Source organism: Desulfosediminicola ganghwensis, from assembly GCF_005116675.2.
Lineage (GTDB): Bacteria > Desulfobacterota > Desulfobulbia > Desulfobulbales > Desulfocapsaceae > Desulfopila > Desulfopila ganghwensis.
In genome coordinates this window covers 4,614,240-4,630,518 of sequence record NZ_CP050699.1, presented here as the reverse complement: position 1 = coordinate 4,630,518, position 16,279 = coordinate 4,614,240, and the positions used below count along the sequence as shown (strand labels likewise).

Annotated in this window: 20 protein-coding genes; all 20 read left to right on the top strand. The window is 48.3% G+C overall.

Going from position 1 to position 16,279, the window contains the following annotated elements; translation table 11 throughout:
- Positions 1-40 precede the first annotated feature (40 nt).
- The 20 genes from FCL45_RS19880 to ribD all read left to right on the top strand — a co-directional run bounded on the left by FCL45_RS19880 (position 41) and on the right by ribD (position 16,226).
- Positions 41-1,093 (top strand): ABC transporter permease, encoded by a 1,053-nt coding sequence (locus FCL45_RS19880; protein WP_136797988.1) that lies wholly within the window; start codon positions 41-43, stop codon positions 1,091-1,093.
- 240 nt (positions 1,094-1,333) lie between these two features.
- Positions 1,334-2,125, top strand: a complete 792-nt coding sequence (locus FCL45_RS19875) for an MlaE family ABC transporter permease (RefSeq protein ID WP_136797989.1) — start codon at positions 1,334-1,336, stop codon at positions 2,123-2,125.
- Complete coding sequence (locus FCL45_RS19870; protein ID WP_136797990.1) at positions 2,125-2,904, top strand: ABC transporter ATP-binding protein; 780 nt, start codon at positions 2,125-2,127, stop codon at positions 2,902-2,904. The genes FCL45_RS19875 and FCL45_RS19870 overlap by 1 nt, the downstream gene beginning before the upstream one ends.
- Positions 2,904-3,353, top strand: coding sequence for an outer membrane lipid asymmetry maintenance protein MlaD (gene mlaD, locus FCL45_RS19865; protein WP_136797991.1), 450 nt, complete (start codon positions 2,904-2,906; stop codon positions 3,351-3,353). The genes FCL45_RS19870 and mlaD overlap by 1 nt, the downstream gene beginning before the upstream one ends.
- Positions 3,354-3,366: 13 nt before the next feature.
- On the top strand, positions 3,367-4,170 hold the full coding sequence (locus FCL45_RS19860) for an MlaA family lipoprotein (protein ID WP_136797992.1): 804 nt from the start codon (positions 3,367-3,369) through the stop codon (positions 4,168-4,170).
- Between the two features lie 49 nt (positions 4,171-4,219).
- A complete protein-coding gene (locus FCL45_RS19855; protein ID WP_228721518.1) occupies positions 4,220-4,855 on the top strand; it encodes an MlaC/ttg2D family ABC transporter substrate-binding protein in 636 nt (211 codons plus the stop codon).
- 2 nt (positions 4,856-4,857) lie between these two features.
- Positions 4,858-5,322, top strand: a complete 465-nt coding sequence (locus FCL45_RS19850) for a cyclic nucleotide-binding domain-containing protein (RefSeq protein ID WP_136797994.1) — start codon at positions 4,858-4,860, stop codon at positions 5,320-5,322.
- Between the two features lie 183 nt (positions 5,323-5,505).
- Positions 5,506-6,021 carry a YceD family protein gene (locus FCL45_RS19845; protein ID WP_136797995.1) on the top strand — a complete coding sequence of 172 codons (516 nt, stop codon included), beginning with the start codon at positions 5,506-5,508 and terminating at the stop codon, positions 6,019-6,021.
- Between the two features lie 44 nt (positions 6,022-6,065).
- Entirely contained in the window at positions 6,066-6,254 is a 189-nt protein-coding gene (gene rpmF, locus FCL45_RS19840; protein WP_136797996.1) for a 50S ribosomal protein L32, read from the top strand.
- Between the two features lie 10 nt (positions 6,255-6,264).
- Entirely contained in the window at positions 6,265-7,284 is a 1,020-nt protein-coding gene (plsX, locus tag FCL45_RS19835; RefSeq protein ID WP_136797997.1) for a phosphate acyltransferase PlsX, read from the top strand.
- Entirely contained in the window at positions 7,284-8,258 is a 975-nt protein-coding gene (locus tag FCL45_RS19830; protein ID WP_176360071.1) for a beta-ketoacyl-ACP synthase III, read from the top strand. The genes plsX and FCL45_RS19830 overlap by 1 nt, the downstream gene beginning before the upstream one ends.
- 23 nt (positions 8,259-8,281) lie before the next feature.
- Positions 8,282-9,433 (top strand): acyl-CoA dehydrogenase family protein, encoded by a 1,152-nt coding sequence (locus tag FCL45_RS19825; RefSeq protein WP_136797999.1) that lies wholly within the window; start codon positions 8,282-8,284, stop codon positions 9,431-9,433.
- Positions 9,434-9,550: 117 nt separating this feature from the next.
- Positions 9,551-10,330, top strand: a complete 780-nt coding sequence (locus FCL45_RS19820; RefSeq protein ID WP_136798000.1) for an electron transfer flavoprotein subunit beta/FixA family protein — start codon at positions 9,551-9,553, stop codon at positions 10,328-10,330.
- 19 nt (positions 10,331-10,349) lie between these two features.
- On the top strand, positions 10,350-11,543 hold the full coding sequence (locus tag FCL45_RS19815) for an electron transfer flavoprotein subunit alpha (RefSeq protein WP_136798001.1): 1,194 nt from the start codon (positions 10,350-10,352) through the stop codon (positions 11,541-11,543).
- The gene (fabG, locus tag FCL45_RS19810) at positions 11,540-12,283 is read left to right on the top strand and encodes a 3-oxoacyl-[acyl-carrier-protein] reductase (RefSeq protein ID WP_136798002.1); all 744 of its coding nucleotides are present in this window, start codon (positions 11,540-11,542) and stop codon (positions 12,281-12,283) included. The genes FCL45_RS19815 and fabG overlap by 4 nt, the downstream gene beginning before the upstream one ends.
- Positions 12,284-12,407: 124 nt before the next feature.
- Positions 12,408-12,638 (top strand): acyl carrier protein, encoded by a 231-nt coding sequence (gene acpP / locus FCL45_RS19805; RefSeq protein WP_136798003.1) that lies wholly within the window; start codon positions 12,408-12,410, stop codon positions 12,636-12,638.
- 78 nt (positions 12,639-12,716) lie between these two features.
- Positions 12,717-13,958: a beta-ketoacyl-ACP synthase II gene (gene fabF, locus FCL45_RS19800; RefSeq protein WP_167495799.1), complete on the top strand. Its 1,242-nt coding sequence runs from the start codon at positions 12,717-12,719 to the stop codon at positions 13,956-13,958.
- Between the two features lie 20 nt (positions 13,959-13,978).
- On the top strand, positions 13,979-14,410 hold the full coding sequence (rpiB, locus tag FCL45_RS19795) for a ribose 5-phosphate isomerase B (RefSeq protein WP_136798005.1): 432 nt from the start codon (positions 13,979-13,981) through the stop codon (positions 14,408-14,410).
- 243 nt (positions 14,411-14,653) lie between these two features.
- The gene (gene nrdR, locus FCL45_RS19790; protein WP_136798006.1) at positions 14,654-15,124 is read left to right on the top strand and encodes a transcriptional regulator NrdR; all 471 of its coding nucleotides are present in this window, start codon (positions 14,654-14,656) and stop codon (positions 15,122-15,124) included.
- Positions 15,114-16,226: a bifunctional diaminohydroxyphosphoribosylaminopyrimidine deaminase/5-amino-6-(5-phosphoribosylamino)uracil reductase RibD gene (gene ribD / locus FCL45_RS19785; protein WP_228721375.1), complete on the top strand. Its 1,113-nt coding sequence runs from the start codon at positions 15,114-15,116 to the stop codon at positions 16,224-16,226. Before nrdR ends, ribD begins: the two co-directional genes overlap by 11 nt.
- Positions 16,227-16,279 lie beyond the last annotated feature (53 nt).

Here is a 16,279-nt window from a genome sequence, read left to right as displayed (position 1 = left end):
GGGGAAAGCGGCAGAAACAGCCGGTATTGTTGGATGGCCGATGAAAGAGACGAAGGTAAAATTATTCAGACCTGCTCAACAGAGCCTGGCTAATAGGCGGTGGCAACAGTTTAAGCGAAGCCGGCGGGGATATTGGAGTCTTGTTATTTTTTCAATCCTTTTTCTGACGAGTCTCTTTGCGGAAGTCATCAGTAATGATAAGCCTCTGCTGGTGGTCTACGAAGGCAGGCCCCATTTCCCGCTTTTTATTGCCTACCCGGAGACAGCATTTGGTGGCTATTTCGAGACAGAGACCGATTACTCGGACCCGTATTTTAAGGAACTCATGGAGCGGCAGGGAGGAGTAGCCTTTTTCCCGATTAATGGTCACAGCTATGACTCCATAAATCTGAACATTAACCAGCCGGTGCCTTCACCACCGTCTTCAGTCAATTGGCTGGGTACGGATGATCGGGGCAGGGATGTGCTGGCTCGTCTTATTTATGGGTTTCGAATCAGCGTGGTCTTCGGCTTGGTGCTGACAACTGTCGGGACCCTGATAGGTATTCTGGCTGGTTCGGTGCAGGGCTATTTCGGTGGGAAAACAGATCTGTTTTTTCAGAGATTTATTGAGGTCTGGGGCTCGATGCCTGAATTGTATCTGCTGATCATTTTCTCTTCCATTTTTCAGCCAAGTATACTACTGCTTTTGATATTACTTTCTCTTTTCAGCTGGATGGGTCTTTCGGATTACGTCAGGGCGGAATTTTTGAAAGGAAGAAATATGGAGTACGTGAAAGCTGCAAAAGCTCTGGGGGTAAGCAATATCACGATTATGTATCGCCATCTTCTCCCCAATGGAATGACACCGGTTATAACATTTCTGCCTTTTCGCATCTCTGCCGCCATTCTTGCATTGACCAGTCTGGATTTTCTCGGGCTTGGGGTACCGGCCTCAACACCGAGTCTTGGGGAGTTACTTGCCCAGGGGAAGGCGAATATTGATGCCTGGTGGTTGTCTCTATCAACATTTATTGTGCTTGTAGGTACATTGGTGTTGCTCATTTTTATAGGCGAGGCACTGCGGGAAGCGTTTGATCCACGCAAAATTTAGCCAAGCGGTTTGTAGAGGTCAGTATCTGTTAAGAATTATGTGAGATTTTCGCCGTAATAGTAGTTTGTTGCTGGCTTTTGTGTGGTTTTGGCCTTAAAGCCGGTTACTGTTTGCTCTTTGACCGCATAGCAAACGCCATGCTATTTATATACGGTGGTCCGGATTGTCTGGAAGAAGGCTGTTCCATTACGGCGCCTATTGAATGAAGAAGTCAGAGTCGTTTTTAGATGTGAAAGTTTTATGATATTAAACTCAGTCGCAAAAATTGGAAACACGGGCCGGTACACGCTCAGTGATCTTGGCCGTATGGCCATTTTTCTTTACCGGGCTGTGGTCGGTGTATTTCGTCGTCCATTCAGGTTCCGCGAGTTTGTGCGCCAGGTGCACTTCATTGGTGCCGGATCTCTTGTCGTGATATTCTTCACAGCAGCTTCAACCGGTATGGTTTTAGGCCTGCAAGGCTACTATTCTTTACATAAATTTGGTGCTGAAGGAATGTTGGGGTCTGCAGTTTCCCTTACCCTTATCATGGAGTTAGGACCCGTGCTGACAGCTCTTATGGTTGCAGGGCGAGCGGGTTCTGCCATGTGTGCCGAACTTGGAATAATGCAGATTTCTGATCAGGTAGATGCGCTGGACTGTATGGCGATCGATCCGTTTCGTTACCTGATCACACCAAAATTTCTCGCGACCCTGCTCTCTGTCCCCTTGCTCACTGCTATTTTCGACGTTGTCGGTATCGCCGGTGGCTATGTGGCGGGTGTGACTTTGATGGGGGTGAATCCTGGTAGTTATTTTGATGGCATGATAACCAGCGTGACTAATCATGATATTCGCCTAGGCGTGATTAAGTCATTTGTGTTTGGGCTGCTGGTTGTCTGGATTTGTACCGGAAGGGGATATTTTGTACGTGAAATTCGAGGGGCTGGTTTCGGTGCCGAAAGTGTCAGCCGGGTTACCACCCAGGCTGTAGTGCTCTCTTCCATTTCAGTGCTTGTTTTTGACTATTTACTGACAGCGATACTGCTCTGATGACAACTGCAATAGAATTCATAGAAGTCGGGAAGTCATTTCCCAGAAAAGACGGTACCCGGCAGACTGTTCTGGACAGGGTGAGTTTTTCAATTCCTCAAGGGAAGACCACCGTTATTGCCGGACGTTCCGGGCAGGGTAAAAGTGTAACGTTAAAGCTTATCCTTGGCTTAATGCGGGCTGATAGCGGCATGGTCAAGGTTGATGGAGAGGATGTAACCGATATTTCGGGTAAGCAGCTTGAGCAGCTGCGCATGAAATTTGGTGTCCTCTTTCAGGGGGCAGCACTGTTTGATTCCCTCACTGTGTATGAAAATGTTGCTTTACCGCTACGTGAGAGAACGAAAATAAGCGAAGATGAGATACGGCAAATGGTTGCGGAAACCCTGGGGCAGCTGGAACTCACAGGACATGAAGGGAAATATCCGGCGCAGCTGAGTGGCGGCATGCGTAAGAGGGTCGGTCTGGCAAGAGCTTTGCAGCTTAAGCCGGAAATCATGTTGTTTGATGAGCCCACAACAGGGCTGGATCCTGTGATGACGCAGGATATTTATAAGCTTTTTGATCACGTCCAGGCCCAGGTGGGATTTACTTCGATCATTGTCAGTCACGATATACCAAAAGTTTTCAATCTCGCCGATCAGGTGATAATTCTCAATGACGGCAAGACTGATGTTTTTGCCAGCCCTGAAGAAATTCAGTGGTCTGGAAAACAACATATTCAGGATTTTGTGAGTACTACGATGGGTGAAATATATCAGAGTCAACTGGTGGAATAATGAAGAGCAGAACAACTGATACTATAGTCGGCCTGTTCATGGTAGCAGGCTTTGGAGCATTGGTTTACCTGGCGTTGCAGTTGGGAGAAATTTCTTTGTTAAGCAGAGGAACTACCTACTCAATTGACGCGGAGTTCAACAATGTCTCCGGGATTAAGCAGGGGGCCTCTGTGCAGGTTGCAGGCGTGGTTGTAGGCAACGTCGAGGGGATACGGCTGAATGAAGATAGTTATGCCGTAATAAGTATGCGCTTGAAGAACGAGTTGCAGGTCCCGGTCGATTCAATGGCTTCGGTCAAATCCCAGGGAATCATCGGCGACAAATTTATTGCTATTAGTTTGGGAGGGGATGAGGAGGTTCTTGGTGAAGGTGATATAATCACAGAAACCGAGTCAGCTGTCGACATCGAATCTCTTATCAGCAAATTTGCTTTCGGCAGCGCAAAATGAGGAGAAATGAACCGTGAAGCTCTGGCGTCTACTTACAGCATTTGTAATATCGGTTCCTCTACTGGTTACTGTTCTGCTGACCGGGGTGTCAGCAGAAGATACCTACGGGATCGGTGGGCATCATTATATTCTTGAGGAAGGGGTGCCCGATCCGGACCTGCTTGGAGAAGATGAAGAATGGCTTGATGAGCAGATTGAGTTCGAAATATTTGATCCTTTCGAGCCGTTGAACCGGGTCTTTTTCACCTTCAATGACAGGCTGTATTTCTGGGTGTTAAAGCCTGTAAAAACAGGTTACTCAGCGGTTTTACCAGAAGACGTCCGGCTGTCGATCGGAAATTTTTTCTATAATCTGGCCGCTCCAATAAACTTTGTGAACACATTGTTACAGGGAAGGTTCCGGGATTCGGGTGTTGTTTTAAAGCGTTTTCTGATCAATACCACAGTGGGTGTGTACGGGTTTGGGGATGTGGCGGCGGAACATTTTGACCTGCAGCCGGCCCGTGGCGATTTTGGCGAGACCCTGGGAACATATAATATTGGAGAAGGTTTCTATATCTGCTGGCCGGTTTTCGGTCCTTCCAATGTGCGCGATACCGTGGGCATAGTGGGTGATATGTACCTGCACCCAAACAAGTGGGTCGATCTGGATTCCGGAGTTGAGATTGCGGGCAGGGCTACCGAGTTTATTAACAGGCTGTCAATTACTCCACCTGTTTATGAAGAGATTGTCGAGATCTCACTTGATCCATATGTCGCAACACGTGAAGCATATGCCGATTATCGGCGTAAGCTTATAGAATCCAATAAAAAATAAAGTAATTCTTAGGGGATGGTTTCCATAAGAAACCAGAGGTTTTGCTGTGATGTTCAATGTATCTGAAAAATTACCACGTCGTGTCCGGCTTATTGTACTGGTCGTATTCTTCTTATCCGCAAATCTTGTGCTTGCTGATGATGGTCCCATGGCCCAACTTCGGCCAACGTTGTCAAAACTGACCAGTGTACTGAGTGACCCGGGGCTCAAGGGCGATTCCCATAAGATTGAGCGTCGGGCTAAAATCATGAATTCCATCAAGGTTGGTTTTGACTTCCGTGAAATGAGCAAGCGGATTCTCGGCAGCACCTGGAGAGACATTTCCGAGGCCGAGCGCGAGGAGTTTATCACGCAAATGACCAAGCTTTTAGAAAACGCATACATAGGTAAGCTCGAAACATATTCCGGGCAGACTATAGGCTATGTGAGTGAACGCGTTAAAGGTGACAGGGCTCAGGTCTCTACGCTGATAGAGGACGAAGGCTTAAAAATTCCGGTTCATTATATAATGACGCGCAATGGTGCGAAGTGGATGGTATATGATATCAATATTGAAGGTGTCAGTCTGGTAAGAAACTACAACCAACAGTTCAGGTCTATTTTGCGAACCGAGGACTTCGGTGGGTTGATGAAGGTACTCCGTGAAAAGAACGACTCTTTTCTCAATGGACAAGGGCAGAGTTGAGCATGAGCTTTGAAAATGATCGAGATACCGGTCGTGCGGTGTTGAATGAGCACTTTGCCGATCTCATTGCCCTGGACACCGGAGAAGTGTTTTCAAACCTTACCAGCACTGATAAAGTACGAGGTGAACACCTGTTTACAGCCGGTGAAGAGGCAAAATCCCTCTATATAGTAGCTAAGGGGTGTTTTGCTGTGCACAAGCCGGTGGGGATCGGTAAGCGGACCCAGGCGGTAGCGCTACTCTCCACTGGGGCTTTGGCCGGAGAGGCAGCATTATTTGCTGCAAGCAGGCACGGGTCCACCATGATTGCCGTCGAAGATTCGCAGGTGTTAGGGTTCCCAAGACACCTGCTTGAAGAACTGGAGCAGGTCAATCCGCAGTTATATGTAGCTCTGCTGAAGAAGACACTCAGGGTCGTATCACAAAGATTACAAAAAAGTTCAGAGCGTCTGGCTCTCATCCTGTAGTATTTCCTGCGATTATTCACTTATTATCGGCTACCTAGTAATGTGATCAGTAACCTTTACTACAGTGCCTGCGAGAAATTTGCGAATACCTGTACTTTTTTTTGTGGCCAATATCGCTTAAATTGATTATTTTTGCTTCCTTTGTGTCCCCTCATAATTTCTAAAGGGGTGTCAGAGGGAAATATGAGAATTGCGTTTGGTGAGATAGGAAGGGCGAAGTCCCGATACATAATTCCGGAAAACAGTTGGCAGCCGATTGACGAGGTAGTGGTTTTGACACCACCTGTTGCGGAGGTTGTCATACAATCAAAAGATGATGACACTGTTGTACTGGAAGGTAATCTTGCTGTAACCGTCGAGTTGGCGTGTTCGCGGTGCGGCGAGCCTGTGGCTTTTGAACTCAATGAAGATTTCCTCTATCTGATAACCACGCGAGAGGAAGAAGTATCAGAGCTGCCGGATAAAGAATGCAGCGAAGAAGAGTGTGATACACTTTACCTGAAAGATCCGGTCATCGATGTTGCCGAGATCCTTAGGGAACAGATGTATCTTGCTGTTCCGGGTAAGGCTCTCTGTAAAGATACATGTCGTGGACTGTGTCCTGTATGTGGTGCGTTTCTGGGCAGTGATAAGTGCAGCTGTTCGGAATTTCCGCAGGATTCACCGTTTGCGGTACTGAAGAAGTTGAAGAAGGATTAAGTAGCACTCAATGATTGGAACTTATATGCCAATTGGAGGATATTATGGCTCTGCCGAAAAGAAGACATTCCCGTTCAAGAACTCGTAAACGCCGTTCCCACGATGCACTGAAAGCGCCTGGCGTTTCTCTGTGTGCAAACTGTGGTGAGCCTAAAGAACCACATCGTCTCTGTGCAGCATGCGGTACATACAAAGGTAGAACTGTATTTGCCCTTGATACTGAAGTAGAGTAGGAGATACGCCGTGCACATTGCCCTGGACGCCATGGGCGGAGACCATGGGCCGGAGGAGTTGATTGCCGGGGCATTATTAGCCGCCGAACAGTCTGATATTCATATTAGTCTGGTGGGGGACGAAGTCCTCCTGCAATCACACCTCGCTAAAGTAGCTCCTGATTCTTCGATAGCGTCGAGGATCGAGATTGTCCATTCATCTCAAGTTGTTGAGATGAAGGACAATCCTGTCGACGCAATGCGTAAGAAGAAGGACTCCTCTATTATGGTAGCCTTTGACCTTGTTGGTCAGGGGAAAGCAGATGCTGTTGTCAGTGCCGGAAATTCCGGTGCTACCATGGCAGCGGCAGTACGCAAGCTTGGACGCCTTAAAGGAGTATCCCGGCCCGGCATCGCCTCATTTTTTCCCACCTTGAAGAAGCCTGTAGTGATGATGGATATTGGCGCCAACGTAGAGTGTCGCCCGCAGCATCTCTTTCAGTTCGCCATAATGGCTTCTGCCTTTTCTAAAATTCATAATAACAGCAGCCCGAGGGTAGGGATTCTGACCATTGGAGAAGAATCCGGCAAAGGGAACACCCTTGTCAAAGAAACCTACGACCTGCTCGAAAACAGTTCGCTTAATTTCATCGGCAATGTCGAAGGACGCGATGTATATAAGGGCGAAGTTGACGTTATTGTCTGTGACGGCTTTGTTGGTAACATCTGCTTAAAGATCAGTGAGGGTCTTGTTGAAGTTGCCATGAAAATGCTCCGTGATGAAATCGTCAAATCCATTCCGGCAAAAATCGGCTATCTGTTAGCAAGACCAGCCTTTCGTGCTTTCAAGAAGAGGGTTGATTATTCCACTTATGGTGGTGCTCCCTTGCTTGGCGTAAATGGTATTGGTATGATTTGCCACGGTAAATCGGACAGAAAGACTATCAGAAACGCTATCTGTGAAGCAGCGAAGATGGTAAATAATAACGTGAATCAGGAAATATCGCGTGGAATCGCTGTGGAATCTGCTACAGCACAATCGGAGGAATAATGGGGTCTGTTATTCTTGGAACAGGATCATGTCTGCCTGAAAAGGTGGTAACAAACAGTGATCTTGAAAAAGTTGTCGAAACTTCAGACGAGTGGATCCGTACCCGTACCGGTATTGAAGCCCGTCACATCGCTTCAGGTGATGAATACACCTATAAGCTTTCAGCCAGGGCCGCGAAGAAGGCCATGGAGATGGCTGGGGTAGATGCCTCCGAAATTGACCTGATTGTTGTTGGCACCATCAGTTCACACATGATGATGCCTTCTTGTGCCTGCTTTGTGCAGACCGAGATTGGTGCAACAAATGCTTTTGCATATGACCTTAATGCGGCATGTTCCGGTTTTCTGTATGCACTGGATCTTGCAGATAAATATGTCCAGGCTGACCATTCGAAGAAAATTTTGATAATCGGCGCTGAGACCTTGTCAACCCGGGTTAACTGGGAGGATCGCAATACCTGTATCATTTTTGGCGATGGAGCGGGGGCGGCAGTTGTCGGTTGGGATGACAGCGACCGCGGATTCATCGGCTCAAACCTCTTTTCGGACGGTTCGCTGTGGAAGCTACTCTACATGCACGCCCCGGAAAGTACCAACAAGGATTTGCAGGTGCCGGATAACACTGGTGCTCATATCGTCATGGAAGGCCGCGAAGTCTTTAAATACGCTGTAAAAGCGATGGAAGATGCGGTGCAGGGTCTACTTCTTAGGGAGAAGGTGGATCTCGATGATATTCAGCTGGTTATACCACATCAGGCAAATATCCGAATTCTTAACAAATTGACAGAACGTCTCCAATTGCCCGAAGATAAAGTGTTTATAAACGTTTCAGCCTATGGTAATACATCGGCTGCGTCTATACCAATAGCGCTGGATGAAGCGCATAGGGCGAAGCGCTTTTCAACAGGAGATACCGTACTGTTCTGTTCCTTCGGTGGTGGTTTTACGTGGGGGGCAGGGCTGATTAAGTGGTAGTGTAGAAGAGAGAGGAGTTTGAGATGGATTATTTTTTGACGGAAGAGCAGCAGATGATCGTCGATATCACTCGGCAGATCACTGATGAGAAGATTATTCCAAATCGCGCTGAACTTGACGAGAAACACCAGTTCCCGCGGGAAATCTTAAACGATATGGCCAGAGCGGACCTGTTCGGCCTGTTAATTCCGGAAGAATATGGTGGTTTCGGCGGGAACTGTTTCGATAGCGTACTCGCGCTTGAGCAGCTCGGTCGTGGTTGTATCGGTGTAGGTACAGCATTTGCAGCAAGTTCACTTGGAATCTACCCGATCCTGATCTCAGGTTCGGAAGAGCTCAAGAAAAAGTATCTTCCACCCGTTGCTACAGGTGAGAAGTTTGCGGCTTTTGGTCTTACCGAAGCCAATGCAGGTTCTGATGCCTCGGGCATCCAGACCACTGCAGTGCTTGACGGGGACGAGTGGGTACTGAATGGTACCAAGCAGTGGATTACCAATGGTGGTGAAGCGCAGGTCTATACTGTTGTTGCCATCACCGACCGCAGCAAGGGTGCTCGCGGTGCTTCCATGTTTGTCGTGGAAGAAGGTGACCCCGGTTTTTCCTGCGGGCCGAAAGAGAAGAAGATGGGTATCCGTGCATCTTCAACCACCGAGCTTATCTTCAAGGACTGTCGTATTCCCAAGGACCGCATCATTGGTCGTCAGGGTACCGGTTTTATCACTGTGATGAAGACCCTCGATTCGTCCCGTCCGGGAATCGCGGCACTTGGTGTCGGTCTGGCACAGGGAGCGCTTGATGAGGCGGCGAGCTATGCCAAGCAGCGTGTACAGTTCGGCAAGCCAATCATAGCCTTCCAGGCAGTACAGCACATGCTCGCGGATATGGCCATCGGTGTCGAGTCCGCTCGTGCTCTGGTCTACCAGTCTGCAAAGCATATTGTTGCCCACCCGAAGGATATGTCAAAGGCATCATCCATGTGCAAGATCTATGCGACCGATGTGGCAATGAAAGTGGCTACCGATGCCGTTCAGGTACTTGGTGGTTACGGTTTCATGTCTGAGTACCCGGTCGAAAAGATGATGCGTGACGCAAAAATCCTGCAGATTTATGAGGGAACCAACCAGATCCAGCGCAATGTCGTGGGTCAGGAACTGAACAAGGAATACGCAAAGTAACATACTGTTCAGGGCAAAAAACGTTTTCTGAATGAACATCTGCAATTCGCTGATACAGCGGGTTGCAGGTGATTCCGTTAAGCGTGTTACTCTCATATTCACCAGGCAGGTTATTCCATGAAAATTATTGTTTGTGTTAAACAGGTACCGGATGCCAAGGATGTACGGCTTGATCCGGTAACGAATACGCTGGCCCGTGAAGGGGTCGAGTCTATCATGAATCCTTACGACCAACATGCCCTTGAAGAGGCTGTTTGTCTCAAGGAAGCACATGGTGGCGAGGTTATCGTGCTGACCATGGGACCTCCCCAGGCAGAAGAGATTCTGAGGCTCGCAATCTCATGTGGGGCGGACCGTGGTGTTTTGGTCTCAGACCGTGCTTTTGCAGGTGCTGATACCTGGGCAACTGCGTATACCCTTGAAAAAGCGGTTGAAACCCTCGGCGGTGCCGATCTTATCCTCTGTGGCAAACAGGCAATAGACGGAGATACCGCCCAGGTAGGCCCTGGCCTTGCCATGCGGTTGGATTTTCCTTTCGTTACCTGTGTTCAGAAAGTGCGCGAGGCGGATGATACCCGTATTGTAGTTGAGCGCATGATGGATGATGGCTATGATGTAGTCGAGGCTCCGTTGCCTGCATTACTTACGGTGGTAAAAGATATCAATGACCCTCGTGTTCCTTCATTGAAAGGAAAGATGAGGTCTAAAAAGGCCGAGATACAGACCCTCACTGCAAGCGATATCAATGCCGATCCTGCATGTATTGGTTTGCCGGGTTCGCCAACCCAGGTTGCCAATGTATTTCCTCCCCAGGCTCGGGGTGAACGTTCCATTCTCACCGGAACACTTGATGAGCAGATAGATCAGCTTGTCGATAAATTAACCCCGTATCTCTAGGCTGCAGGAGGAATTGACAATGTTAAAACTTAACGAAGAAGTCTGTATCGGCTGCGGTATTTGTGAATCGAGCTGCCCGTTTGCTGCCATTGAGATGGTAGCCGATTTGCCGGTTATAGGGGATTCCTGTACTCTTTGCGGCGCGTGTGTTGACAGCTGTGATGTCGAGGCACTGTCCATAGAAACTGCTGAATCATCCGGTGTTGCCGATATCAGTGAGTGGAAGGATATTTTTGTTTACTGTGAATTCCGCGGCGGTGTTTTAGCAACCGTATCGCTGGAACTTCTTGGAATAGGCAGAACACTTGCTGATATTCGTGGTGTTAAACTTTCTGCAGTGTTGATCGGCTCAGAAACCGGAGATGTAGCTGATACCCTGATTGGACATGGCGCCGATGTTGTTTACCGGGTTGATACACCTGAACTTGCCGGTTTTTCTGAAGACAGCTACACCAAGGTTCTTACCAGGCTGATCCTGGACAATAAGCCGGAGATCGTACTTGCCGGGGCAACTGCCATAGGACGATCGTTTATTCCTGCAGTTGCCACGACGTTGAACGCCGGGCTTACAGCTGACTGCACGAAACTGGAGATTCGTGAAGAAGATGGTGCGTTATTGCAGACCAGACCCGCTTTCGGTGGCAACATTATGGCTACCATAGTCTGTCCTGCCCATAGGCCGCAGATGTCTACTGTTCGTCCAAAGGTCATGAAAGCCCTAGAATTTGATTCTGCGCGAACAGGTGAAATAATAGATGTCGAAATCCCGGCAGCACTCGGTGAATCTCGAATAAAAGTACTCGAGTCGGTTGTTTCCGAGGAGAGCAATGTCAATATTCAAGAGGCTGAAATCCTGGTTTCAGGTGGTAGAGGTCTCGAGAGTGAAAAAGGTTTTGCCCTTCTCAAGACACTTGCCGATTCGATGGATGCCAACGTCTCTGCTTCAAGGGCAGTGGTTGATGCCGGTTGGATTCCATATCCGCATCAGGTAGGGCAAACCGGTAAGACCGTAGCTCCAAAGCTGTACATTGCCTGTGGTATATCTGGCGCCGTACAGCATGTAGCCGGAATGCAGTCTTCCGAGACCATTGTGGCTATAAACCGGGATGAGAACGCTCCGATTTTTGATGTTGCCGATTTCGGTCTGGTTGGAGATATTCAAGAGATTATACCGAAACTTATACGCAAGATTGAAGAAAAGCGAGGTGCATGATGCTTGAAGGAAAAGTAGCCGTAGTAACCGGTGGCAGCCGTGGTATCGGCAGGGCAATCAGCCAGCGTCTTGCCGCCATGGGCGCTTTAGTGTATATCAATTACGTCAGCAGACCTGATGCAGCCGAAGAGACCTGCAGGATGATCACTGATGCTGGTGGTAAGGCTGAGGCTGTTCAGTTCAACGTTTCTGACGGTGAACAGGTTCAGGCGGCGTTCAAGACAATCGTCGCTGATGCCGGTTCAATTGATATCCTTGTGAATAACGCCGGTATTACCCGTGACGGATTGATGGCACGCATGAAGGAGAGTGATTGGGACGATGTGCTCACCACAAACCTGAAAGGTGCTTTCCTCTGCGCTAAAGCGGCCGCCAAGCCAATGATGAAAAAGAAATGGGGACGTATCGTCAACATTTCCTCCGTTGTTGGATCATCAGGCAACGCAGGCCAGGTCAACTACTCTGCGGCTAAAGCCGGTTTGGGTGGGTTGACCAAATCTATTGCCAGAGAATTTGCTTCGAGAAATATCACTGTTAACTCGGTTGCTCCTGGATATATTGTAACTGAAATGACAGAGACTATGACCGAAGCTGCTCAGGCTAAGATTAAAAGTGAAATACCGATGGCAGGCCTTGGCTCGCCTGAGGATATTGCCGGTGCAGTCGCCTATCTGGTATCTGAAGATGGGCGCTATGTGACCGGGCAGACCTTGCATGTCAACGGTGGCATGTATATGTAGTTTTCCCCTCAATAAGAAAAAAAATGTGGTAAATATCGCATGCTGCGGGTAAAAACCACTGCAGGTTGCACAGTTAACAAGAGAAACTGCAACTGAAGAACAAAACCATATAGGGAGATAAGTAATGGCTATAGAACAAGAAATGATTGATATCATCGTAGAACAGCTGAGTGTTGAGAAAGACAAGGTTGTTCCTAATGCTTCTTTCGTAGATGATCTCGGTGCAGATTCTCTGGATCTCGTTGAGCTGATCATGGCTATGGAAGAGGGTTTTGATATCGAGATTCCTGATGAGGATGCTGAGAAGATCACCTGCGTTCAGGATGCAATTGATTACGTTCAGAAACTGAAGTAAGCAGGATATGTCGCCAGTCTCGATATCTGCAATCAGATATTGAGACTGATGGTGTAGATAACACTTAGGAGTTTCATTGTGAATCGTAGAGTTGTCGTTACAGGTATTGGCCTCGTAACTCCAATTGGAACTGGAGTCGATAAGGCTTGGAAAAATCTGATAGCCGGCGAGAGTGGCGTAGATCGCATCACCCGCTTTGATGCCAGTGAATTTCAGGTTCAGATAGCCGCAGAAGTTACAGACTTCGACTCAAAAGAGTTTATAGAGCCCAAAAAAGCCAAACATCTGGACCTGTTTGTTCAGTATGGTCTGGCTGCAGCAAAAATGGCTGTCGAGGACAGTGGTTTTGAAGTCTCCGATGAGAACTGTGAGCGAGTTGGTGTTATCACAGGCTGTGGGATGGGCGGACTGCCGACAATCACCAAGTATCATCAGGTGATGCTCGAGCGGGGAGCCAAACGTATTAGCCCGTTTTTCATCCCCATGGCTATTCCGAATATGCCGTCCGGACACATCTCCATGGAGATTGGCTCTAAGGGACCGAACCTCACTCTCACCACAGCATGTGCAGCCGGAACCCACGCAGTGGGTGAGGCATATCGGCATATCAAGTATGGTATGAGTGATGTTATCGTCACCGGCGGTATGGAAGGAGTTATCTGTGAGCTTGGCATTGGCGGATTCTCTGCCATGAAAGCCCTTTCCACCAGAAATGATGACCCCAAAGCCGCTTCACGTCCGTTTGATAAGGATCGTGATGGCTTTATCATGTCTGAAGGCTCCGGTATTCTCATTCTGGAAGACCTTGAGCATGCCCGCGCTCGTGGTGCCAAGATCTATGCAGAGGTTGTTGGTTACGGCTTAAGCAGTGATGCATATCACATCGCCGCTCCACCTGAAGATGGTGAGGGCGGTCAAAGGGCAATGAAAATGGCCCTGAGAGATGCTGGACTTGCCCCTGAAGATATCGATTACGTCAATGCACATGGAACCTCGACACCGCTCAACGATCGTTGTGAAACAACCGCGATTAAGTCGGTTTTCGGCGAACATGCTTATAAGCTTGCCATTAGTTCCACCAAGTCCATGACCGGTCATATGCTTGGTGCTGCAGGTGGAATCGAGTCTGCATTTCTGGCTTTATCGATTTATAACCAGGTCGCTCCGCCTACCATTAACCATGCTGAGCCCAGCCCGGAATGTGATCTCGATTACGTGCCGAATACGGCGCGTGAGATGGAAATCAATGCAGCGATTTCCAACTCTTTTGGTTTCGGTGGCACTAATGCGGTAGTTGCCATGAAGAAGTTCACTGATTGATTAGAGCTCGAGGGGATGTTGTGAATATTGTAATTGGTTCAGATCACGGTGGTTACGAGCTTAAGGAGCAGGTGAAAGATCTCCTTGCGGAGCTTGGTCATGAAATTACCGATGTCGGTTGTCACAGCCCTGAATCTGTAGATTATCCTGATATTGCTCAGGAGCTATCTGCACGAGTCGTGGATAAGAGCAGCAAATGTGGTATTCTCATTTGCGGCACCGGTATCGGCATGTCGATTGCTGTGAACAGGGATGAGCGAATTCGTGCTGCCCTGTGCCATGATGAATACACCGCTCGTATGAGCAGGGAACACAACGATGCAAATGTACTCTGCCTTGGAGCCCGTGTAAGCGGACTTGGTGTAGCAGATGCAATTGTGCGTGCCTGGTTAAGCACAGAATTTGCTGGAGGCAGGCACCAGCGCAGGATCGAGAAATTCAGCACTTTGTAATCGTATCGAAAGATAGTAATTATAGAGTATTGATGATGTACGAACCGCCTGTGTGTGCAATTGCACCTGCAGGCGGTTTTTTGTATGGTTTGCATAGCCAATCTGGTATATGACCGTTTATGCGGATGAAACGGGGGGACGGGCTTGAAATTGTTCTTATATCTTTAAGGAATGTGAGTGCAGTGAAGCTTTTAAGATTTCATTGGGGATTGAGGCCCGGTGAAGACCTGAGGAGGTCACATTATGAAATGCCCGTATTGTGGACATCTGGATAACAAAGTTATCGATTCAAGGCTGAATAAAGATTGTACTATAACGCGTAGAAGACGTTCATGTCTCGACTGCGATCAACGTTTTACCACCTATGAACGGCTTGAAGTTATGATGCCAGTTCTGGTGAAAAAGGATGGCAGGCGTGAATCCTGGGACAGGCATAAAATGGCTGTCGGACTTGAGAAAGCTTGTGAAAAGCGACCTATCAGTCGTGACAGGATAGATGAATTTGTTGATGATATTGAACATCGTCTTCAGGATATTGGTGCCAAGGAGGTTTCTTCCAAAATCCTCGGAGAATGGGCTATGGAGGAACTTTCCAAGCTTGATGAGGTTGCCTATGTCCGTTTTGCTTCAGTATACAGACAATTCAAGGATGTCAGCGAATTTATGGAAGAGCTGAAGACATTGCTTGATTCCAGACGTGAAGATGAACACTGAAAATAACGACAAGCAGTTTATGCGACTTGCCATAGGCGAGGCTCGCAAAGGTCTTGGCAGAACTTCCCCAAATCCCTGTGTTGGTGCTGTTATTGTTGCTGATGGTAAAATTATAGCAACCGGGTATCACAAAAAGGCAGGGACACCGCATGCAGAAATCCACGCGCTTCGGGCAGCAGGAGACGCAGCTCGTGGCGCTACGATGTACGTCACCCTTGAACCATGTAACCATACCGGAAAAACTCCGCCGTGCAGTCATGCAGTTGCCAGGGCAGGTATTTCAAGGGTGGTTGTAGGCATGACAGATCCGAACCCCTTAGTTGACGGTACCGGTATAGACTATCTTCGAGATCACGACATCACGGTTGTGAGCGGGATTCTGGAAGAGGAATGCCAGGAAATCAACAGACCATTTATCAAGCACGTCACCACTGGTCTGCCATGGATGGTAATGAAAGCCGGAGTATCCCTCGATGGGAGGCTCAACTATCAACAGGGAAATAGCGGCTGGATTACAGGTGCTTTATCTGGTGAGAAGGTTCATGAATTGCGTAATATCCACGATGCAATTTTGGTCGGCAGCGAAACCGTGGCAATTGATAACCCGTCTCTGACCACCAGACTGAAGCAGGGGGATGGTAAAGATCCCATCAGGGTGATCCTCGATAGAACACTGCGTCTGCCAATTGAAGCAAAATCGTTTAGTATAGAGTCTCAGGCCCAGGCATGGGTTTTTTGCAGTCATGACGCCGATAGCGGTAAACGGGCGCAATTGGAGTCAAAAGGTGTGCGGGTATTTTCGGTTCAAGGTAATGAAACAGGACTTGCCTTGCCTGAAGTTGTGGCGGTGCTTGGCAGGAATGGGGTGAATTCTGTGTTTGTTGAAGGCGGCGCAGCGATTCATGGTGCAATGCTCAGGCAGAAATTATATGATTATGCCTATCTTTTTGTTGCCCCAAGATTTGCCGGTGACAAAGGGGTTTCCCTCGTAACCGGCTATGAGGCCGCAGACCGCAATAGCTCAGTATCTTTACAGAATGTGCGCCATACCACCCTGGGGGATGACGTCCTGATTGCGGGTGAGATGCATTACCCCGGATAGAGTGGTTTATTGGCAGTCGGCTCTTTCCTCTGTTTGCTTGAATGAATACCTCT